Source organism: Sphingomonas yabuuchiae (genome assembly GCF_001477495.1).
GTDB lineage: Bacteria > Pseudomonadota > Alphaproteobacteria > Sphingomonadales > Sphingomonadaceae > Sphingomonas > Sphingomonas yabuuchiae_A.
Genome location: NZ_LDTF01000121.1, coordinates 1 through 20,454, shown reverse-complemented (window position 1 = coordinate 20,454; position 20,454 = coordinate 1). Strand labels below are relative to the sequence as shown.

General features: G+C 68.0%; 16 protein-coding genes and 1 tRNA gene. 5 read left to right on the top strand and 12 right to left on the bottom strand.

Annotated features, from left to right (window positions below):
• Positions 1-126: 126 nt before the first annotated feature.
• The 11 genes from NS355_RS17250 to NS355_RS19135 form a co-directional block, all read right to left on the bottom strand.
• Positions 127-1,923, bottom strand: a complete 1,797-nt coding sequence (locus NS355_RS17250; RefSeq protein ID WP_244489737.1) for a site-specific integrase — start codon at positions 1,921-1,923, stop codon at positions 127-129.
• 84 nt (positions 1,924-2,007) lie between these two features.
• A tRNA-Glu gene (locus tag NS355_RS17245) sits at positions 2,008-2,082 on the bottom strand.
• A gap of 57 nt (positions 2,083-2,139) precedes the next feature.
• Positions 2,140-3,894 (bottom strand): single-stranded-DNA-specific exonuclease RecJ, encoded by a 1,755-nt coding sequence (gene recJ, locus NS355_RS17240; protein WP_058746806.1) that lies wholly within the window; start codon positions 3,892-3,894, stop codon positions 2,140-2,142.
• Positions 3,895-3,983: 89 nt separating this feature from the next.
• Entirely contained in the window at positions 3,984-4,670 is a 687-nt protein-coding gene (locus NS355_RS17235) for a 2OG-Fe(II) oxygenase (RefSeq protein WP_058746805.1), read from the bottom strand.
• A gap of 73 nt (positions 4,671-4,743) precedes the next feature.
• A complete protein-coding gene (locus NS355_RS18830) occupies positions 4,744-5,733 on the bottom strand; it encodes an RcnB family protein (protein ID WP_244489736.1) in 990 nt (329 codons plus the stop codon).
• A gap of 122 nt (positions 5,734-5,855) precedes the next feature.
• The gene (locus tag NS355_RS17225; protein ID WP_058746803.1) at positions 5,856-6,407 is read right to left on the bottom strand and encodes a (2Fe-2S)-binding protein; all 552 of its coding nucleotides are present in this window, start codon (positions 6,405-6,407) and stop codon (positions 5,856-5,858) included.
• A 36-nt stretch (positions 6,408-6,443) separates the two neighbouring features.
• Positions 6,444-7,568 carry a CaiB/BaiF CoA transferase family protein gene (locus tag NS355_RS17220; RefSeq protein WP_058746802.1) on the bottom strand — a complete coding sequence of 375 codons (1,125 nt, stop codon included), beginning with the start codon at positions 7,566-7,568 and terminating at the stop codon, positions 6,444-6,446.
• A gap of 43 nt (positions 7,569-7,611) precedes the next feature.
• Positions 7,612-8,796 carry an acyl-CoA dehydrogenase gene (locus NS355_RS17215; protein ID WP_058746801.1) on the bottom strand — a complete coding sequence of 395 codons (1,185 nt, stop codon included), beginning with the start codon at positions 8,794-8,796 and terminating at the stop codon, positions 7,612-7,614.
• Between the two features lie 149 nt (positions 8,797-8,945).
• Positions 8,946-11,078: a TonB-dependent receptor gene (locus NS355_RS17210; protein WP_058746800.1), complete on the bottom strand. Its 2,133-nt coding sequence runs from the start codon at positions 11,076-11,078 to the stop codon at positions 8,946-8,948.
• Positions 11,079-11,153: 75 nt separating this feature from the next.
• Complete coding sequence (locus NS355_RS17205) at positions 11,154-11,507, bottom strand: hypothetical protein (protein ID WP_058746799.1); 354 nt, start codon at positions 11,505-11,507, stop codon at positions 11,154-11,156.
• Complete coding sequence (locus NS355_RS19135; protein WP_167345491.1) at positions 11,504-11,680, bottom strand: hypothetical protein; 177 nt, start codon at positions 11,678-11,680, stop codon at positions 11,504-11,506. The genes NS355_RS17205 and NS355_RS19135 overlap by 4 nt, the downstream gene beginning before the upstream one ends.
• A 96-nt stretch (positions 11,681-11,776) precedes the next feature.
• Here NS355_RS19135 and NS355_RS17195 point away from each other — a divergent pair, with 96 nt between their 5' ends.
• Positions 11,777-12,394 carry a S24 family peptidase gene (locus NS355_RS17195; RefSeq protein ID WP_058746797.1) on the top strand — a complete coding sequence of 206 codons (618 nt, stop codon included), beginning with the start codon at positions 11,777-11,779 and terminating at the stop codon, positions 12,392-12,394.
• Between the two features lie 137 nt (positions 12,395-12,531).
• Here the strand turns inward: NS355_RS17195 and NS355_RS17190 are convergent, their stop codons facing one another.
• A complete protein-coding gene (locus NS355_RS17190) occupies positions 12,532-12,717 on the bottom strand; it encodes a hypothetical protein (protein WP_153008273.1) in 186 nt (61 codons plus the stop codon).
• A gap of 146 nt (positions 12,718-12,863) precedes the next feature.
• Between NS355_RS17190 and NS355_RS17185 the strand changes: the two genes are divergently transcribed.
• The 4 genes from NS355_RS17185 to NS355_RS17170 all read left to right on the top strand — a co-directional run bounded on the left by NS355_RS17185 (position 12,864) and on the right by NS355_RS17170 (position 20,387).
• A complete protein-coding gene (locus NS355_RS17185; protein ID WP_058746795.1) occupies positions 12,864-13,091 on the top strand; it encodes a hypothetical protein in 228 nt (75 codons plus the stop codon).
• Positions 13,092-13,203: 112 nt separating this feature from the next.
• Positions 13,204-15,222: an autotransporter assembly complex protein TamA gene (locus NS355_RS17180; protein ID WP_244489735.1), complete on the top strand. Its 2,019-nt coding sequence runs from the start codon at positions 13,204-13,206 to the stop codon at positions 15,220-15,222.
• Entirely contained in the window at positions 15,219-19,373 is a 4,155-nt protein-coding gene (locus NS355_RS17175; RefSeq protein ID WP_084788074.1) for a translocation/assembly module TamB domain-containing protein, read from the top strand. Before NS355_RS17180 ends, NS355_RS17175 begins: the two co-directional genes overlap by 4 nt.
• Before the next feature lie 39 nt (positions 19,374-19,412).
• Positions 19,413-20,387 (top strand): quinone oxidoreductase family protein, encoded by a 975-nt coding sequence (locus NS355_RS17170; RefSeq protein ID WP_058746793.1) that lies wholly within the window; start codon positions 19,413-19,415, stop codon positions 20,385-20,387.
• Positions 20,388-20,454 lie beyond the last annotated feature (67 nt).

The following is a 20,454-nucleotide window of genomic DNA, read 5'->3' as shown; positions in this document are numbered from 1 at the left end:
TTCTGCCTAACGGCTTCGCGCCGGGCAAATGGCTGGTTTTGGCGAGAACAGCCGTTCAAAACACGATAGGCGAACGACTTAAGCTGGTCGCTTCCCGCCATTTGAAGGTGTTCAGGTGGCAGCATTTCATTCGAACCGCTTGACCCAGTCTATTTCGGCGCTCGCTTGAATCAGCGCTGCCCAGTCGAGGAACGACCAATCGACTTTATGAAGTTCGCGGTTCAGGATCGCCAGGCGAACACCCTGACCGTATTTGCCGCCGACCGTGGTCGCGGCATGGCCGCAGATCTGGTCGACGATCCGCTCCAGTACGTTGGCTTCCAGAGCCAGATCCTTGAAGCCGTGCCGGAAGCTGTGAAAGACCAACCGGGCATCGGTCGAAACGTAACGGTCGATGAGGCGGTTGGCGATGCGTGAGGCCTCCTTCGTCCGCTTGCCGAAACCGTTGGGAACCAGATCGGGGAATAACCGGGTGTGTCCGGCCTTCTTCACCGCGTCGACATAGTCGCGAAAGCCCAGCTCGATCAGTTTGGCATGGACCGGTACGAGTCGGCGTGAGGTGGCCGTCTTGATCGATTTGGCGTCATCGCTGGGGCCGGCGGCATAGTCGTCGATGTCGATATAGGTGATGGCACCGTCGGTCTTCACATCGGCGACCATGGCTTGGCCGACTTCCTCTAACCGCGCGCCGGTCGTGAGGCCGAGGAGGAACAGCCAGTACAGCGTCATGTCGCTGACCAGCCGATCATGCTTCCACGTCGCGGGGGCGGTGAACAGCGGGCTGGCGAACAGCCGTTGCAGTTCCTGTTCCTGGAAGGTCTGGCGAGGGGCGGCGCCAGTCTTGGAATAGCCGAGGATCGGCACGTCGCGGCCCTCGTTGCGGCTGATCCACTTCTGGCCCTTGGCGAAGCTCAGCAACGCCTGGATCGCGCCGACGCGCTTTTTCAGCGTCGCCGGACTGATCCGGGGCGTATCGGAATGCCGATGGCGCTCGAGGCGCTCGGTGAAGGTCAGTTCGCGATCTGCGCGTGGCATGGAGGCGGGCAGATGGGCTGCCTCATCACGGTAATCGAGCAGATCGTTGTTGACGATTTCCTCGACGGTGATGTCCCCCAGAAAGTCGATGAAATCGCGGGTTGCGCCTTCATATTCGTGCGCGCTCTGCAGTGACGGCTGCATCACGGCCTGCCAGTCTGCGAATAACTCCATCAGGCGAAGGTCGGGCCGCAGACGACCCGACGTCGGTCGACGCTTGCGGGCCTTCGGGGCTTCAACAGGGATGGCGTCGAGATAGGCCTTGATCGCCGCATCAATGCCGCTGGGCAGCTCGGCGACACTCACATCATTGTGGCGGGCAATCTGGTCGACGACCCGACCGATCTGTTCGGCTCTGGCTTCGGGGCGGAAGTTTTCGTTGCCCCAGCGCCAGATCGTGCCAGGCGGGTGGCCTTGAACCGGCTTGCGTCCGGGATGGTCACGGAAAAGCGCGGCGTTGTTCGCCAGCGCCCACCATTGCTGATCGCTCAGAGGGCTGGGGGAACTGCATCCGGTCGGCGTCGCGTTCCACAACCCACGATCCAGTTCCAGCCGGGCAAGCAGCAGACGTTCGATGCCATCGAGACCGCCGGCCTTCAACTCGGGGCCTTGAAAGTACGCCGCGACCAGTTCGTCGGCACGATCGCGTGCGGAAGGGCAGGGGCTGCCCGTTGCCTTCAGCCGGGCTCGCGCCTCTTCGAACCGCTGCTCAAGTGCGGCGTTGGCCTGGAGGAAGAGCACCGTGGCCTCGCTGCCATTCTTGGTGCCCAGCGATACCTTCCACAGCGCCTTACCGTCGAATGCGGGGCGCAGCTTCTCGGGGATTTGTCGGCGCAGGTAGTAAACGCCGGTCGAAGGATGTTTCCAGGGTGTCGCCATGAGGGCCATTTCAGTGCTCGCTGTACCTGTGCGCTGTACCAGCGAGCGGCAAAGAATGGCTTAATCGCGCAATTCTGCGCTGTTGAGCGCAGATGGTGACCCCTACGGGAATCGAACCCGTGTTTCAGCCGTGAAAGGGCCGCGTCCTAACCGCTAGACGAAGGGGCCGCCGGGTGGCGTGGAGGGGCCTCTAAGGGAGGGTGCGGAAACCGTCAAGCGCTTTTTTCAGTCGGCCCACGCGGCGTCCTCGATATGGAGTTCGGCGACGTCGCGGCCGGACCAGTCGTCGACCTTGGCGCGGCCGACCAGCCACAGGCGACGGGTGCTGCCTGCGCCGAGCAGAGCCTGGCCCAGCGCGGTGTCGGCCTGGCGGAAGGCCATGGCCTTCAGGCTGCGGCCATCGGCGCCCGCGACGATGGCGCGGACGTGATTCGTACCTACCAGATCGGCGCGGATCACGCGGAACGGTCCGGCGGCGATGCGGGGGGCAGGCCAGCCCATGCCATAGGGGCCGCCCGCCTCCATCGCGCCGACCAGGCCGGGATTGACGCCGCCGGGCGCCAGCACCGCATCTACCAGCAGCGCGCGGCCCGCGCTGGCGCGCACGACGGCGTCGGCGAGGCGTTCCTCCAGGAAATCGGCCAGTTCGGCGATCCGGTGTGCCTCGACCGTCAGGCCCGCCGCCATGGCGTGGCCGCCGCCCGCGATCAGCAGGCCATGCTCCTTGGCGGCCAGGATCGCGGCTCCCAGGTCGACGCCGGAAATCGAGCGTCCCGAACCCTTGCCCATCCCATGCTCGTCCACCGCGATGACGATGGCCGGACGGTCGAGCTTTTCCTTCAGCCGCCCGGCGACGATGCCGATGACGCCGGGATGCCAGCCTTCGCCCGAAACGACGGCGACGTGGCGGTTGCGGTCGACGGTGGTTTCGGCGGTGGCCTGCACCCCCGCCTCGATCGCGCGGCGTTCGTCGTTGAAATGGTTGAGCTCCTCGGCGATCGCGCACGCCTCGGCGGGGTCGTTGGTGGTCAGCAGCCTGACGCCCAGATCGGCGCGACCGACCCGCCCGCCCGCATTGATGCGCGGCCCCAGCGCAAAGCCCAGATCGGAGCAGGTCGGCGCGCGGGTCAGCCGGGCCGCGTCGGTCAACGCGGCAAGACCGATATTGCGCCGCTGCGCCATGACCTTCAGGCCCTGTGCCACGAACGCCCGATTCAATCCCCGCAACGGCGCGACATCGGCCACCGTGCCCAAGGCCACCAGGTCGAGCAGGTCGAGCAGACGCGGCTCGGCCCGGTCGGCGAAGAAGCCCCGGCTGCGCAAGGTGCGGATCAACGCGGCGCCCAGCAGGAAACATACGCCGACCGCCGCCAGATGGCCGTGCGCGGCGCCCTCGGTCTCGTCGAGGCGGTTGGGGTTCACCACCGCATGGGCGCGGGGGAGTTCGGTCGCGCATTTGTGGTGGTCGACGACCAGTATTTCGATCCCGGCGTCTTGCGCGGCGGCCAACGGCTCGAACGCCTGCGCGCCGCAATCGACGGTGACGATCAGGTTCGCACCCTCCGCCTGAAGGCGCAGCAGTGCGGCTTCGGTCGGTCCATAGCCCTCGGTCATCCGGTCGGGGATATAGGCGCGCGGGGACAGGCCCAGGTCACGGAGCAGGCGGACCAGTACGGCGGCGGAGGTCGCGCCGTCGACGTCGTAATCGCCGAAGATCGCGATCGGCTCGCGCGCGACCACCGCATCGGCGAGGCGAGCAGCCGCGCGGTCCATGTCGCGGAAGATCGACGGATCGGGCATGAAGCCCCGGATCGAGGGGGTGCGATGCGCCTCGATCTCGTCGGGCGGGCACCCTCTAGCGAGCAGCAGCTGGGAAACCAGATCGTCATGGCCCAGGCCGTCGCGGGCATCGGCGGCCAGCGCACGCCAGCGCCAGGGCTGGCCCAGGATCGACTGAGCGATGCCGAGAACGTCGGTCATCGGCGGAACTTGAAATCAGGGAAATTCACGCGGATGCCATGCCACGGAGCGCCGCGTCGCGACAAGAGTGGCGGGAAGGGCGGCGAGGGTCAGCTGACCCAGTTGCCCTCGCGAAACCATTTGGTGATGACATATTTGGTGCCCTCGACCACGGGCATCCCCTCGTGCAGGGTCATCTCATTGGGGCTGCCGTCCAGCTTCATGTTGTTCCAGGCGAGCAACAGACCCCGGCGCGGCGCGACGCGGATGCCCGCCTGGGGGAACCAGGTCGCGCCGCCTTCGGCCACATCGTTCAGATAGATCATCGCGGTCCAGGTCCGCTGCCCGCCATGGACGCGCACCTTTTCCCAATAGCTTTCGCTTTCGTGGAAATAGTCGTGATGGGCGCGGAACTGCTGGCCGGGGGCATAGCGCTGCCCCTGCATCGTCTCGCCCTGCTCGGGCGCGATGCCGAGCAGGGCGGCGATCGATTCGTCGATCGGCTGCACATCGGGGGACCAGCGCGCCATGTCGCAGCTTTCCGAGGTACGGAACCCATAATCCGGTCGGTCGGACAACAGGGTGGAGGGCCGCCGATTGGCGTCGATCATCGCCATCAGCGCGTCGCACTGGGCAGTCGTCAGAAAGTCGGGATAATAATAGATCTGCGCCGTGTCGGTCGCCACGCGCGTCACTGCCGGGTTCGCATCGAGATGCTCGGCGACCGTCACCGCGAAACGGGCGCGCAAGGGCGAGGCGGCGGGGTGGCCCTTCGGCTTCCTCTGGAAGAACGACATGTTCGCGGATGTGCGACGATGCTTGCGGAAAGACAAGAGGGGAGGGACGCTTCGCACGTCCCTCCTGCCTTGGTCACCAGAAGATGTCGTACACCACGTCGACGACCATCCCGCTGCGCAGGTCGACCAGCACCGCGTCATTGTAATAGCGCACCCAACGATACGAACCGTAGGCGGGTGGCAGGCGATACGCATAGGGATCGTCCAGCCAGTAATTCTCGCCGAAGAACATCGGCTCCAGGATCACCCCGCTGGAGAAGCGTTGATAGCCATAGCCGCCATTGGGCCCGTAATAACGCGGCAGGTGATAGGCACCGCGGTTCATCGAGCGCCAGCCCATCCAGTCGTAACGCCGGTCACTGCGCCAGCCGCGATTCCACTGGTTCGCCCAGGCCCGCCGCTCGCCAAAGCCATAGGCCTGATCATTCTGGTCACGCCAGTCGCCGAAGCTACGCCGCCAGCGGTCGCGGTCGTCGCGCTGACGACGTTCGTCATCGCGCCAGCGCTGATCCTGCCCCCGATCCTGCCATTGCCGCTGGTCCTGCCACTGACCCCGGCGGTCGTCACGCCAAGCGCCGGGGCCGCGATCCTGCCGGTCGACCCGTACGCCGCTGGGGCCCGGATCGGGTTGCGGAATCGGATTGGGCCGGGGCTGATCGCGCCAGTTGCCGCGATTGCCGCCCCATGCGCGCTCCTCACCCGGAACCGGTGCGGGCGAGGGCTCGGGGCGCCAGCGATCGCCCCGTCCGCCGCCATCGCGATGTTCGAACCGGGGAGCGGGCTGGGGCGCGCGGGGTGCCTCGGGATGATCGGGGCGGAAGGCCGGGCGGTTTTCGGGAAAGGCTTCGCGATTGTTGAAGATCGGGCGTCCCTCGCTCCGCTCGACCCGACCGGCGGGGCCGCCACCGGGGCCGCCGGGGCCGCCACGCGGCGGGCCGCCTTCGGGGCGACCTTGCGGGCCACGATCCATCGTCATCGCCTGCGCGCTCACCATGCCGGGCATCGCTCCTGCCACCATCGCGGTCGCCGCCAGCAGAGCCGCCATCCAATGCCTGTTCATCATCCTTCAGTCCCATGTGCCGGCGCACGAGCCGACCCTGATCATGACGCTTTCATGGCATGGCGGCGTTGAGCGGTTGCTGAACTGGCCTGTCAGCAATGCGAAAGAATCGGTCCGGCGCGGCTTTATTCGTTCCGCATCGCGGCGGGCACCAGCGCGGGTACCGCGCGGGCGGCATCGCCGGGATCGGTGCCGGGCATCGGGGCGGCGGGGATGGTCTCCTCGCCGCGTGCCGCGCGGGCGGCGCGCTGGATCGCCTCGACCAGGCGGGGGTAGATGCCGCAGCGGCACAGATTGGTGATCTGCGTACGGATCAGTTCTTCGGACGGATCGGGATTTTTCCGGATCAGCGCGGCGGCGGCCATCACCATGCCGGGAATGCAATATCCGCATTGGCTGACATTGGCGGCCAGGAACGCCTGTTGAACGGGATGCGAGCGGTCGCGCGACAGCCCCTCGATGGTGGTGACGACGCTGCCCTCGATCCGGCCGATCGGCACCTGACAACTGCGGACCGCGCGACCGTCGATATCGACCGTGCACGCCCCACAATCGCCCGTGCCGCAGCCATATTTGGTGCCGGTCAGGTTCGACGCATCGCGCAGCGCCCAGAGCAGCGGCGTATCGGGCGGCAGGCGATAGCGGACGGGCTGGTTGTTGACGGTGAAGCTGGACATCGCGGAGGCGGGCTTAGCCGATGCCGGGGCAGGCGGCTACCGATCCAGCATCGGCGCGGCACGGTCGAGGGACAGGTCCGCGTCGGAAAAGCGGATCGGGGTGCGTATGCCCGGCACGGTCGATCCGTCCGGCCGTTCGGGCTGGATGGCCAGCCCCCGCGCGATCACCTGCGGGTCGGCAAAGGCCTGTTCGACCGTGTTGATCGGCCCCGCCGGAACGCCGGCCGCCTCCAGCGCCGTGATCAATTCGTCGCGCGGCCAACGGGCGGTGGCGGCCTCGATGATCGGCGTCAGCGTGGCGCGATGTGCGCAGCGCAGGGCGTTGGTCGCGTATAGCGGATCGTCGCCATCGATCCCGACGACCTGCGCGAAACGGCGGAACTGGGCATCGTTGCCGACTGCCAGGATGAACCAGCCATCGCTTGCCGGGAACGCCGCATAGGGCACGATATTGGGATGCGCATTGCCCAGCCGGGTCGGTGTCACGCCCGACGCCAGATAGTTCATCGCCTGGTTCGCCAGCACGCCGGTCATCGTGTCGAGCAGCGCCATGTCGATCTGCTGGCCGCGTCCTGTGCGGGTCCGCATATGGAGGGCGGCCTGGATCGCGATGACGGCATAGAGACCGGTCATGATGTCGGCGAGCGCCACGCCGATCTTCTGCGGTGCCCCGCCAGGCTCGCCGGTCAGGTCCATGATGCCGCTCATGCCCTGCACGATGAAGTCGTACCCGGCGCGCGGCGCATAGGGGCCGTCCTGACCGAAGCCGGTGATCGAGCAATAGATCAGGCGTGGATTTGTAGCCGACAGGCTGTCGTAATCCAGGCCGTAGCGAGCAAGGCCGCCCAGCTTGAAATTCTCGATGACGACATCGGCCCCGGCGATCAGCGCGCGTACCTTAGCCTGTCCCTCGGGCGTGGCGAAGTCGGCAACGACCGAGGTCTTGCCGCGATTGGCGGCGTGAAAATAGGCGGCGTCCTGCGTCCCGTCGGGATTGGGGATGAAAGGCGGCCCCCAGCGGCGGGTATCGTCACCCTCGGGGCTTTCGACCTTCACCACCTCCGCGCCAAGATCGGCCAACACCTGGCCCGCCCAGGGGCCCGCCAGGATGCGGGCCAGCTCGACGACCTTCAGACCCGCGAGGGGGGAGGGTTTGGCCATCAATTCCTCCCCAAGCTGCGCTTGGGGAGGATTGGGGTGGCGATCAAAACGCCGCGATCCCGGTGATGGCGCGGCCCAGGATCAGCGCATGGACGTCGTGCGCACCTTCATAGGTGTTGACCGTCTCCAGGTTCATCAGGTGGCGCATCACCTGATACTCGCCCGAAATGCCGTTCCCGCCATGCATGTCGCGGGCGACACGGGCAACCTCCAGCGCCTTGCCGACATTGTTGCGCTTCACGATCGAGATCATCTCGGGCGCGAACCGGCCCTCGTCCATCAGCCGCCCCACGCGAAGCGACGCCTGCAAGCCAAGCGCGATCTCGGTTTCCATATCGGCCAGCTTCTTCTGGTAGAGCTGCGTTGCGGCCAGCGGTCGTCCGAACTGCTTGCGGTCCAGGCCATATTGGCGCGCGGCATGGAAGCAGAATTCCGCCGCGCCCAGCGCACCCCAACTGATGCCGTAGCGTGCCCGGTTGAGACAGCCGAACGGCCCCTTCAGCCCCTCGACATGCGGCAACAGCGCGTCCTCGCCGACCGCCACCTCGTCCATCATCACCATGCCCGTGATCGAAGCGCGCAGGGACAGCTTATTCTCGATCTTGGGCGCGGACAGGCCCTTCATGCCCTTTTCCAGCACGAAGCCCCGGATCGCGCCGCCATGCGCCTCCGACTTGGCCCAGATCACGAAGACATCCGCGATGGGCGAATTGGAAATCCAGGTCTTGGCCCCCGACAGGACGTATCCGCCCTCAACCTTCTTTGCGGTGGTGCGCATGCCGCCGGGGTCGGAGCCCGCATCGGGTTCGGTCAGACCGAAACAGCCGATCCATTCACCGCTCGCCAGCTTGGGCAGATAGCGGCTTTTCTGTTCGTCCGAGCCGTAGGCGTGGATCGGGTACATGACCAGGCTGGACTGCACGCTCATCATCGAGCGGTAGCCGCTGTCGATCCGCTCCACCTCGCGCGCGATCAGGCCATAGGCGACATAGGACGCGCCGACGCCGCCGAACTCCTCCGGGATGGTCGGGCCAAGCAGGCCCAGTTCGCCCATCTCGCGGAAGATGTCGGGGTCGGTATGTTCGTTCGCGAAGGCGTCGATGATGCGCGGGGCAAGCCGATCATCGGCATAGGCGCGCGCGGTGTCGCGGATCATCCGCTCGTCATCGGTCAGCTGGTCGTCGAGCAGGAACGGATCCGCCCAGTCGAACTTGCCCATCGGGGACATTGTTTTCTCTCCTTATGCCCCCGCTTCTCGGGAAGGTCGGGGGTTTTGTCCACCCCTGGCTGCGGCTGGCGACCGTCCGTCCGCATACAAAAAGCCCCTCCCGCCATGAGCGGGAAGGGCCAGTCTTTCCAACGCGTGAGGGGTTCGCGTCAGAGCTTGAAGCTGAGCGTCGCGCGCAGGTCGCGACCGCTGAGCGGGGCGAAATCCTTCAGCACGCTGGCATGGCGGCGCGCATCGACGTCGAAGATATTGTTCGCCGACAGCGTCAGCGTCGTCGGATTGACCGCGCCCCAGGGCTTCAGCTGGACCGAGGCATTGACCAGGGTGAAGCCGTCGGTCGGGGTTTCCAGGCCCAGCACGCGGGTCTGCTTGAAGCTGCGCTCCACCTCGACGCGCGCGTTCACGCTCTGCGAATGCGCTTCCAGCCCGCCGAGCAGGCGCAGCGGCGGGATGCGCGGGGCAGGGCCGGTGCCGATGATCTGGGCATGGACATAATCGCCCAGCAGGTCGGCGTTGATCGCATAGCCGCCGATCGTGGCGAGGCGCAGCGAGCCCTCCGCCTCGATACCGTAATAGCGGGCATCGGCCTGGGCATAGGCGAAGCAGGGCAGGTCGACCTCGCGTCCCGATGGCGCGGCGGCGGCTTCGCACGGACCCTGCTGGACCAGCGCGTCATAGATATAGTTGGAGAAGCGGTTGTAATAGGCCGAGGCGTCGAAGCTGTAGCCTTCGCCATGGCCGTGGACGGTCGCTTCGATGCCCCAGCTCGACTCCTTCTTGAAGTCGGGATTGCCCAACTCATAGGCTTCGGTCCCGGCGTGCGGGCCGTTGGCGAACAGCTCCTCCGCCGAGGGCGCACGTTCGGTGCGCGACAGGTTCAGACCCGCCCGCCAGTCGGGCGCGAAGCCATAGCTGGCGCCGATCGACCCCGAAAAGGCGTCGAAGCTGCGCTGGCCGCGGAAGAAGCGGTCGTCGCTGATGGCCGTGCGCGCGGTCAGCGAGGTGTGCTCATAGCGCGCACCCGCCTCCATCTTGAAGGCACCGCGATCCAGCTGTTGCAGGGTGAACAGGCCGACCTGCGCGGTGTTGTTGCGCGGCAGGAACGCCTCGTCGCCGCGCACGTCGAAGTCGCGGTTGAAGAACTGCACGCCCGACGCGCCCTGCCAGCCGTTCCGCTTGGTCTGGACCAGTTCCAGGCGGCTCTCGATGCCCTTGTTGTAGAAGGCGGTGCCGACCTCGCCGCTCTCCTCCAGCTCGAAATGGCGATATTCGGCGGCACCGGCGCGCAGGCGGATGCGGTCGAGGAAACCGCCGCCCGTCTCGATCTCGCCGCGCAGGTCGAGACGGTTCTGGACCAGGCTGAGGCGCGGCGCTTCCGGCTCTTCGCCGCCCGGCGTCAGGGCGTAGCGGACCGGCACGCCGTACAGGCTGTCATAATGGCTATAGGCGATGCCCAGCGAGCCGGTGTCGGTGATCAGCGACCCGCCGACCCCGGCCGTCCAGGTTTCGCTGGCGGTGTTGGGCAGGCGGCCGCGCAGATTGGCGACGGTGGCGAAGTCGAGCGGGTCGTTGGGGGCCCGCGCTGCCGACGCCTGCGCTTCGGCACGGGCGCGCGGGGACAGGACATAGCCGCCGATCTTCAGATCGTCGGTCTTCAGATACGATCCATCGGCGTGCAGCACGAACTGCTTTCCGACCGCGACATCCGTCGCGCCCGCCACCGAACGCTCGGTCGCGGCCGAGCCATAGGTCGCCATGCCCGACAGGCGATAGCCCTTTTCCGGTACCGAGCGCGGGATGCGCGTGTCGATGACGTTGACCACGCCGCCCACCGCCGACGACCCGAACAGCAGCGCCGAGGGGCCGCGCAGCACCTCGACCCGCTCGGCGAGCAGCGGGTTGATGACGACGGCATGGTCGACGCTGGTGTTCGACACGTCGATCGAGCCGATCCCGTCGGTCAGCACGCGGATACGCTCGCCCTGGAAACCGCGCAGCACGGGACGCGAGGCGTTGGGGCCGAACGACGTCGCCGACACGCCCGGCTGGCGCGCCAGCGTCTCGCCGATGGTCGGGCGGATCGAGCGTTCCAACTCCGCGCCGGTGACGATCGAGGTGCCCGACAGCACATCGGCCTCCGATTGCTGGACCGGTGCGGTCACGACGATCTCACGGCCGCGATTGGTAGTCGTGGCATTGCTGGTCTGCGCGGCGGCGGGAGCGGCCAGCAGGCTGGCAAGCGCGGTGGCGGACAGGCCGGACAGGAGGACGGGCTTGAACAAGGGACGGCTCCGATTTGTGATGCCTTGCCGACTACAGTCTTGTTACAACATATCAAGAAAAAATTCATGTGCCTGTCATCCGTTCGCCCCGTCCTGGCAGAGCAGGACACGCAACCGGCATGGCTCCGTCTCCACCGCGATGTCGGCGATCAGGTCGCGGCCGAGCGGAATGTCCGCCTCGGGCAAGGCGGCCAGCCAGCGGGTCAGGGCGGGGCCGGGTGGCGCGTCGAGGGTCAAAGTGATCACCGATCCGCAGAACGTCGCCGAGCACCAGGGTTCGACCATGGCGACCGTCAACCGCACCATGCATCCGGCGCGCGCCGCATGGGCGACCAGCGTGCGCGCCAGCCGTTCGCCGCGGTCGGCAGGGCGGCGGCAGGAGGTGGTGCGCGGCGACATGGCGCGCGCGATCCGGGCATGGACGGTCATGCGCTCTGTCCCTTGATGAAGGCGGTGACACGCGCGATCATCTCAGGCCCGGGCTCGCGCCCCTTGCGCAGGTCGCTGACCAGGCGGGGATCGTTGACCGCCAGCCGCCCGAACTTCGTCTCCGGCATGAGGCTGGCCTTCAGATAGCGGTCGATCATGCGCAACAATTCCATGGACATTCTCCCAAAGTCCGATTCCTGTTCCGCTGTTCATGATCTGTTCCGATTTCCAACTTGTCTAGGAAAAATCCTATGCCTATATTCGGTCCCATGGCGGAGGCGGATATCAGGGCGACATTACAGGCGCTTGCGGCAGACGCCGGAGTGAGCCTTGCGGCCTTGTCTAGGATGATCGGGCGTAACGACGCCTATCTCCAGCAGTTCGTGCAACGCGGCAGCCCACGCGTGCTGGCGGAAGCCGACCGGCGGCAGCTCGCGGAGTTTTTCGGGGTGGCCGAGACGCGGCTGGGGGCGCTCCCCGCAACCGGGCCGATGCTGGTGCCAAGGCTGGCGGTCGCGGCCTCGGCGGGGCCGGGGGCGACGGTCGACGACGAGGTGATGATCGGTGTCGAGGCGATCGATCGCGGGCTGGCCCGGCGGCTGGGCCTGACGGACGGGGCGGCCTCTGTGATCCGGGTGCGGGGGGATTCGATGGCGCCGGGGCTGCTCGACGGCGATCATCTGGTGGTCGACCAGCGCGATGTCCGGCCCAATGCACGCGGCGGGCTTTACGTGATCCGGGTCGGCGATGTGCTGATGGTCAAGCGGGTAAGGCTGGGGGCAGGGGGGCTGGCCGCCTCCAGCGACAACCCCGCCGCGCCGCCGGTGCCGGACGGTCCGATCGCGGTGATCGGGCGCGTCGTCTGGCAGATGCGCTTGCCTTCCTGATCCTCCCCGCTCGCGGGGAGGGGGACCGTCGCGTCAGCGACGGTGGAGGGGGATTGCGACGAGGGACGACCTTTGTGGAAGCCCCCCTCCGTCAGGCCTTCGGCCTGCCACCTCCCCGAACCGGGGAGGATTATGATTTACCTACCCCGCCACCAGATCAGCAGTGCCACAGCGACCCCGACGGCCAGACCGATCAAAACCCCCATGGTGACCTCGCCAGTCGCCAGCCCCGCGACGATCCCGCCGACCACGCCCAGTGCGATGAAGATGCCCCCGGCATGAGCGGAAGACTGGGGAGGGCGCGGTATTTGCGGGTCGGTCATGGCGCCATTCCTGCCATGAGCGGGGGCGCGAAACCAGCCATCCATGGTCGAAATCGGGTTAACCATTTCAGGGGGTGGTTAAATTCATAACCCGCGCCTAGGGGTGCCCTCCGAAGTTTCACAGCGCGGTTCCGGGGGGAGATTCCATGCGCGATTTTCGCGACGCCTATGTCGCGCCATTCCTGACCGATCGAGACGTGGCGGACGCCGCCGAGATGATGGAAACCTTTGGCCTGGCGGCGAGCGGCGAAGCCGCCGCGCGCGCCGATCGCAGTCGCGATCAGGGCAATCACATCCATTTCTGCCGCTGGCGCCAGATCGAGCGGCTGATCGATCTGTTGTCGAGCCAGGAGGCGGTCGGCACGGTTCACTAGCCGGCTCGTCCGGCGGACCCGAAGCGCTTCGCGACGACCGGATCGGCAAATCTGTCCAGATGATGGTGCTTTGGGGTGTCGCTGTCGCATCCGCGCGGCTAGGGATTGGCGCATGATGGTCCGCGTCGGGCGGCCGCGCCGCTCGGCCGCCATCATATGCTTGGCAATGGGTCTTGGCGGCGCGGGCTGGCCGGCCGTCGCGGCTGCGCAGGTCGCAAGCCCCGCCACCCCGCCGACGTCCACGACGCCTATGGGGCAGACGATACCGGGCAGCGACCTGCCCGACGATCCGACCATGCTCGACCCCTCGGCCCCGCTGGCGCCCCTGCCGGAGATCGGCGTCGCCTGGCCCGACCTCGCGACCGCGCCGGGCGATCCGATGGCGACCATGGCCGCCACCGTCGATGCCGCGGCCGAGCGGCGCTATCGCTGGCGGGTCGACGGGATCGACGGCGCGGGCGAACTGGTCCGCCAGCGTTTCGAGCAGCTTTCCACCCTCGACGCCAATGACGGCGAGCCCGCCAATGCCGCGCAGCTCGACCGGCGCGCACGCGAGGATGCCCAGCTGCTGACCAATTTGCTGCGCGGCGCGGGCTATTATGACGCGCAGGTGACGACCCGGATCGAACCGGGCAACGAGCCGACCGTGTTGCTGGAGGCGGCGCCGGGCAATCTCTATCGCTTTGCGGGCGTCACGCTGGACGGGGTGACGGCGGCGGGGGACAAGGCCGCGCCGCTGGAAAAGGCGTTCGGGATCAAGCCGGGCGATCCGGTGAATGCCGACACCATCGTCGCGGGCGAGGCGCGGCTGAAGACCGTGGTGGGCGAGCAGGGCTTCCCCTTTGCCAAGGTCGGCGATCCGCAGATCGTCGTCGACCGCGCGGCGCGCACCGCGACGCTGGATCTGTCGGTCGATCCGGGTTCGCCCCGGCGCTATGGGCGGGTCGTCATGGCGAACGACAGGCTGTTCGACGCCAAGCATGTCCAGGAGATTGCTCGCTTCGCGCCTGGGCAGCCCTATGATTCCGCCGGACTGGAGGATCTGCGTCGTGCGCTGGTGCAGACGGGCCTCGTCTCGTCGGTCGAGGTGAAGCCCGTGCCCGGCGATACGCCCGAGACGGTGAACGTCGCCGTCGCGCTGGAACCCGCGCCGCCGCACACCATCGCGGGCGAGCTGGGTTACGGCACCGGCGAAGGCGCGAGCGCGACGGTGAACTGGACCGACCGCAACCTCTTCCCGCCAGAAGGCGCGCTGACCCTGCGCAGCGTGCTCGGCACCCGCGAACAGCTGGGCGCAGTGGTGTTCCGCCGCAACAATTTCCAGGGTCGCGACCGGGTGCTGACCGCGCAATTCTCGGCCGCGCACATCCTGCGTGACGCCTATGAGGCCAAGACGTTGTCGTTGTCGGCGGGACTGGAGCGCCAGACGAACATCTTCTTCCAGAAGACCTGGACTTGGTCGCTGGGGGGCGAGCTGCTGACCTCGGACGAGCGCGACGTGATCGAGAGCACGGGGCAGCCGCGCAGGCGAACCTTCTTCATCGGCGCACTGCCGACCAGCCTGAATTACGACGGCTCGGACGACCTGCTGAACCCGACGCGCGGCTTTCGGCTGGGCGGGCGGATCAGCCCGGAGGTGTCGCTACAGGGCAGCGTGTTCGGCTATACCCGGACCCAGATCGATGCGAGCCTCTACCACCCGTTCGGTGACCGGGTGGTGCTGGCCGCGCGGACCCGGCTGGGCACGATATTGGGCGCGCCCCGCGACCAGATCGCGCCGTCGCGGCGTTTCTATGCGGGCGGTGGTGCCTCGGTGCGCGGCTATGGTTTCCAGGCGATCGGGCCGCGCGACGCGAACAACGACCCGATTGGCGGGCGCAGCCTGGCGGAATTCTCGATCGAGGCGCGGGTGCACACCTTCGGAAATTTCGGAGTTGTACCCTTTCTGGATGCGGGCAACATCTCCACCTCGCCGCTGCCGCGCTTGACGGGCCTGCGCTTCGGCACCGGGCTGGGCGTGCGATATTATTCCAATTTCGGGCCGATCCGCCTCGACGTCGGCACCCCGCTCAATCCGCAAAAGGGCGATAGCCGGGTCGCGGTTTATGTCTCGCTGGGACAGGCCTTTTGACCGGGGATGTGGAGCCTGCGCCCGTCGCCCGGCGGCGCTTCCGCTGGGGCCGGGCGATCGCGATCGCGGTGGCGGCATTGGTCGGTATCGTGCTGGCCGCGCTGGCTATCGTCGACACGTCGATCGGGCATCGCTGGGTCGCCGACCGGATCGCGACCATCCGCACGCCGACGGGGCTTCGCTTCTCGGTCGGCCGGATCGACGGGTCGCTCTATGCCGATATGCGGCTGGTCGACCTGCGCGTCTATGATCTGGACGGGTTGCTGGTACAGGTGCCGCAGGCGCGGCTCGACTGGCGGCCTTTGAACTGGGCGCGCGGGACGCTCGATATCCGCCGGGTTGAAGCGGCGACGGCGACGCTGTTCCATGTGCCGCATACCCGGAGTACGGGGCGGCAGACCCCGATCCTGCCCGATTTCGACATCCGCATCGACCGGCTGCGGCTCGACCGGCTGGTTCTCGCACCGCGCGTGCTGGGCCGTCAGCGGGTGGCGAAGGTCGAGGGGACGGCGGATATTCGCGACGGTCGCGCGGTCGTGACGCTGAACGGCGTTGTGGCGGGCAGCGACCGGCTGCGCCTGCACCTCGACGCGAGGCCCGATGACAACCGTTTCGACCTGGCGGTCGAGGCCCGGGGCGCGAAGGAAGGCGTGCTGGCCAAGGCCATGGGCGTCCGCGCGCCCGTCTCGCTCGACATCGCCGGGGCGGGACGCTGGACGCGCTGGGACGGCGTGGCGAAAGGCCGGATCGGCGGACAGCGTGCGGTCGATCTGCGCCTGTCGGCCCAAGCGGGGCGCTACGCCCTGTCGGGACAGGTCGCGCCGTCGCTGGTGCTGCATGGGCGGCTCCAGCGGTTGACGGCGCCGCGCGTTATCGTCGCCGGACAGGCCGATTTTGCCGATCGCCAGCTGAATGGCGCACTGGTGCTGCGCTCGCCCGCATTGCGTGTGAAGGCGCGGGGGATGGTCGATCTGGGCGCGAACCGGTTCGAGGGGCTGCGCGTCGACGCCCGGCTCGTCCGGCCCGAGGCGCTGTTCCGCAACATGAGCGGACAGGCGATCGCCATGACCCTGCGGCTCGACGGGGCGTTCGAGCGGGCGGTGTTCGACTATCGGCTGGCGGCGACCCGCTTCGCGTTCGACCAGACCGGGTTCGAGCAGGCCGTGGCGACGGGCAAGGGCCGATTGCAAGGCCGCTGGCCCTTGACCCTGCCGGTGCGCTTCACCGCGACGCGCGTGACCGGCGTGGGGGAAGCGGCGGGGGGAATCCTCCAGCGGCTGTCGGCGGCGGGCGACCTGCGCATCACCCCGCGCGAGATCATGGGGCAGGGACTGGCGCTGCGCTCCGACAAGCTGGCGGGGCGGCTGAACCTGCGCATCGACCTGACCAACGGGCGCTATGACGTCGGGCTGGATGGCGCGCTCCAGCGTTACCTCATCCCCGGCCTCGGCATCGTCGATGTGAAGTCGCGGCTATCCGCCGTACCCGGTCCGGACGGCCATGGCACGCGTGTCGTCGGACGCGGCGAGGCGCAGGTCCGGCGGCTCGACAACGCCTTTCTCCGTTCGCTGGCGGGCGGCCTGCCGCACCTGACCACCGATCTGGAGCGCGGGACCGACGGCGTCTTCCATTTCCGCCGCCTTGTTCTGACCGGCCCCGACATCCGCCTGACCGGCGAGGCGATCCGGCGGCGCGACGGGACCTTCCACTTTGTCGGCGGCGGGCGGCAGCGCAGCTATGGCCCGGTCCAGATGGTGCTGGACGGGCGGATCGACCGGCCGACGCTCGACCTGCTGCTGGCCTCGCCCAATGCGGCGATGGGCCTGCGCGACGTGCGGCTGCATCTCGACCCCAATGATCAGGGCTTTGCCTTTCGCGCCGCGGGCGGCTCGCGACTGGGGCCGTTCCAGGCGGGAGGTGCGATCCTGTTGCCGCGCGGACAGGATGCGGTCATCCAGATCCAGCCTCTGCTGGTCGCGGGCGCGCGGGCGACCGGCGCGCTTATCGTCGTGCCGGGTGGGTTCGCCGGGCGCATGGACGTGGGTAGCGGCGGCCTGTCGGGCGAACTGCTGTTCCGGCCGGTCGGCGAGGTCCAGCGGATCGAGGCGCATCTGGCCGCGCGCCAGGCGCAGATTTCGGGGGTGACCGTCCGGCAGGGGCGCGTCGACCTAATCGCGCTGCTCGATCCCGCCGGAGCCTCGGTCGAGGGCACGGCCAATGCGCAAGGGCTGCGACGCGGCGCATTCAACATCGCGCAATTGACCGGCACGGCCCGGATGCGCGGCGGCAATGGTGAAGTGCGGGTCGGCATTTCGGGATCACGCGGCCGGGCTTTTTCGATCCAGACCGTGACGCAGGTTGCGCCCGACCGTTTCTCGACCACGGCGCAGGGCACGCTCGACCGGCGGCCGCTGCAACTGCTGTCGCCCGCTATCGTCACCCGTGACGGCGATGGCTGGGCGCTCGCGCCGACGCGGTTGAGCTTCGCGGGGGGCGAAGCGACGCTGGCGGGCCGGTTCGACCGGGACTCAACCGCAATCCAGGCCAGCCTGACGCGCATGCCGCTGGCCGTGCTCGATATCGGCTATCCAGGGCTGGGGCTGGGCGGCACCGCGACGGGCACGCTGACCGTCCGCCAGGCGACGGGTGCGCCGACCGGCAAGGCAGACCTGACCATCCGGGGGCTGACCCGGGCGGGCCTCGTCCTGACCTCGCGCCCGATCGACATGGGCGTGGCAGGCGTGTTGTCCGCCGACCGGCTGGGCGTGCGCGCGGTGATGGCCTCGGGCGGCAAGATCATCGGGCGCGGCCAGGCGCTCATCGTACTCGGCGGCGTAGGGGACTGGGCCAGCCGGATGCAGGCGGGGCGGCTGATCGCGCAGCTTCGTTATGCCGGGCCCGCCGATACGCTCTGGCGGCTGACCGGGGTCGAGATGTTCGACCTGTCCGGCCCGGTCGCGATCGGCGCGGACGTGACCGGATCGCTAAGCCAGCCGGTCATCCGGGGCGCGGTGAAGGCTGTCGGTGCGCGGATCGAGAGTGCGACGACCGGCACGGTCCTGACCGATGTGCAGGCCAGCGGCCGGTTCGGCGGATCGCGCCTGGTCATCGACCGCTTCGCCGCGCAGGCGGGCAAGGACGGACGGGTCAGCGGCACCGGCCAGTTCGACTTCGCCGCCGCCAAGGGGGTCGGCCTCGACCTGTCGCTCAACGCCGCCAATGCGACGATGATCGCGCGCGACGATATCGGCGCGACCGTGACCGGGCCGCTGACCTTCCATTCCGATGGCGCGGGCGGCACGATCGCGGGCGACGTGGTGCTGAACCGCAGCCGCTATCGGCTGGGCCGCGCGACGGCGGCGACCGCCGTGCCGCAGCTCAACATCCGCGAGATCAATATTCCCGGCGGCGGCGAGGAGGACGATGTCCCGCGCAAGCCCTGGACACTGGCCGTGAAGGCGCGTGCCCCGAACGGGCTGATCGTCTCGGGCCTGGGGCTCAACAGCGAGTGGTCGGCGGACTTGAAGATCGGCGGGACGCCCGACAATCCGGCGATCACCGGCCAGGCGACGCTGATCCGCGGCGATTACGAATTTGCAGGCCGCGAGTTCGATCTGGCGCGCGGCATCATCCGCTTCGGCGGCGAGGTGCCGGCGAACCCTTCGCTCGACATCGCCGCCAACGCCAATGTTCAGGGGCTGAGCGCGACGATCCGCGTGACCGGCACCGCGCTGAAGCCCGAGATCGGCTTTTCCAGCACGCCCGCCCTGCCCAATGACGAGCTGCTCTCGCGTCTGCTCTTCGGCACCTCGATCGCCAGCCTGTCCGCGCCCGAGGCATTGCAGCTGGCCGCCGCCGTCGCCGCTTTGCAGGATGGCGGCAACGGCCTGAACCCGATCAACGCGGTGCGGCGCGCGGCGGGACTGGACCGGCTGCGCGTGCTGCCTGCCGATGTGCAGATCGGGCGCGCCACTTCGGTAGCGGCGGGCAAGTACATCACCCGGCGCTTCTATGCCGAGATCATCACCGACGGGCAGGGCTATTCGGCGACGCAGATCGAGTTCCAGGTGACCCGCTGGCTGTCGCTGCTCTCCAGCATTTCGACGCTGGGGCGGCAGAATGTGAATGTGCGGATATCCAGGGACTATTGAGACGTTGGCCCGCGCGAATGCGAACAGGAGTTTGTCGCCATGGAAAAGACCGCCTTTATCGACAAGACCGGCGGGCCCGAGGTGATCCAGTGGCGTGACGAGGAATTGCCGCCGCCCGGCGAGGGCGAGGTGCGGATGCGCCACCATGCGGTCGGTCTGAACTATATCGACACCTATCACCGCAGCGGGCTCTACCCGATCGACCTGCCCGGCAAGCTGGGCTCCGAAGCGGCGGGCGTGGTCGAGGCGGTGGGAGAGGGCGTGAGCGACTTTGCGGTCGGCGACCGGGTGGGCGTGTTCGGCCCGGCGCGCGGCGCCTATGCCACGGCGCGCAACATCGCCGCCGATCTGCTGGTGCCGCTGCCCGATCATGTCGACGACCGGACGGCAGCGGCGATCCTGCTGAAGGGCGCGACGACGGCCTTCCTGATCGAGGATTGCGCCAAGGTCCAGGCGGGCTGGACCGTGCTGGTCCATGCGGCGGCGGGCGGGGTCGGGCATCTCGCGGTCGGATGGCTGAAGGCGATCGGCGCGACCGTGATCGCAACCGTCGGGTCCGAGGCCAAGGCGGAGAAGGCCCGCGCGGCCGGTGCCGATCACGTCATCCTCAACCGGACGGAAGACGTTGCCGCCCGCGTGCGCGAGATCACCGGCGGCACGGGCGTGCCGGTGGTGCTGGACGGCGTGGGCAAGGCGACCTGGGAAGCGTCGCTGAACAGCACCGCGCGGCGGGGGCTGGTGGTCAGCTTCGGCAATGCCTCGGGCGCGGTGGATGGGGTCAATCTCGGCATCCTGGCCGCTAAGGGCTCGCTGTTCGTGACCCGGCCGACGCTGTTCGATTACGCGGTGACGGCGGAGGAGAAGCGCAGCCTGATCGCGCGCGTCTTCGCCATGCTGGAGAAAGGCGCGATCACGCCGGAGATCGGCCAGACTTGCGCGCTGACCGACGTGGCGAAGGCGCACCGCGCGATCGAGGCAGGGGAGACGGTGGGGAGCACGGTTCTTATTCCATAAGGGAGGTCGCATGGGCTTCGACTTGGGGTATTTTGGGGTGATCCGCCCAAACCCCGTTCAGGCTGAG

What these genes read in the sequence shown, in the direction of transcription:
- NS355_RS17205 (WP_058746799.1), bottom strand. Translation starts at nt 11,507, where the DNA reads ATGACCGTCCATGCCCGGATCGCGCGCGCCATGTCGCCGCGCACCACC.
- NS355_RS17220 (WP_058746802.1), bottom strand. Translation starts at nt 7,568, where the DNA reads ATGGCCAAACCCTCCCCCCTCGCGGGTCTGAAGGTCGTCGAGCTGGCC.
- NS355_RS19135 (WP_167345491.1), bottom strand. Translation starts at nt 11,680, where the DNA reads ATGGAATTGTTGCGCATGATCGACCGCTATCTGAAGGCCAGCCTCATG.
- NS355_RS17180 (WP_244489735.1), top strand. Translation starts at nt 13,204, where the DNA reads ATGATGGTCCGCGTCGGGCGGCCGCGCCGCTCGGCCGCCATCATATGC.
- NS355_RS17195 (WP_058746797.1), top strand. Translation starts at nt 11,777, where the DNA reads ATGGCGGAGGCGGATATCAGGGCGACATTACAGGCGCTTGCGGCAGAC.
- recJ (WP_058746806.1), bottom strand. Translation starts at nt 3,894, where the DNA reads ATGACCGACGTTCTCGGCATCGCTCAGTCGATCCTGGGCCAGCCCTGG.
- NS355_RS17185 (WP_058746795.1), top strand. Translation starts at nt 12,864, where the DNA reads ATGCGCGATTTTCGCGACGCCTATGTCGCGCCATTCCTGACCGATCGA.
- NS355_RS17250 (WP_244489737.1), bottom strand. Translation starts at nt 1,923, where the DNA reads ATGGCCCTCATGGCGACACCCTGGAAACATCCTTCGACCGGCGTTTAC.
- NS355_RS17235 (WP_058746805.1), bottom strand. Translation starts at nt 4,670, where the DNA reads ATGTCGTTCTTCCAGAGGAAGCCGAAGGGCCACCCCGCCGCCTCGCCC.
- NS355_RS17225 (WP_058746803.1), bottom strand. Translation starts at nt 6,407, where the DNA reads ATGTCCAGCTTCACCGTCAACAACCAGCCCGTCCGCTATCGCCTGCCG.
- NS355_RS17190 (WP_153008273.1), bottom strand. Translation starts at nt 12,717, where the DNA reads ATGACCGACCCGCAAATACCGCGCCCTCCCCAGTCTTCCGCTCATGCC.
- NS355_RS17170 (WP_058746793.1), top strand. Translation starts at nt 19,413, where the DNA reads ATGGAAAAGACCGCCTTTATCGACAAGACCGGCGGGCCCGAGGTGATC.
- NS355_RS17215 (WP_058746801.1), bottom strand. Translation starts at nt 8,796, where the DNA reads ATGTCCCCGATGGGCAAGTTCGACTGGGCGGATCCGTTCCTGCTCGAC.
- NS355_RS18830 (WP_244489736.1), bottom strand. Translation starts at nt 5,733, where the DNA reads ATGATGAACAGGCATTGGATGGCGGCTCTGCTGGCGGCGACCGCGATG.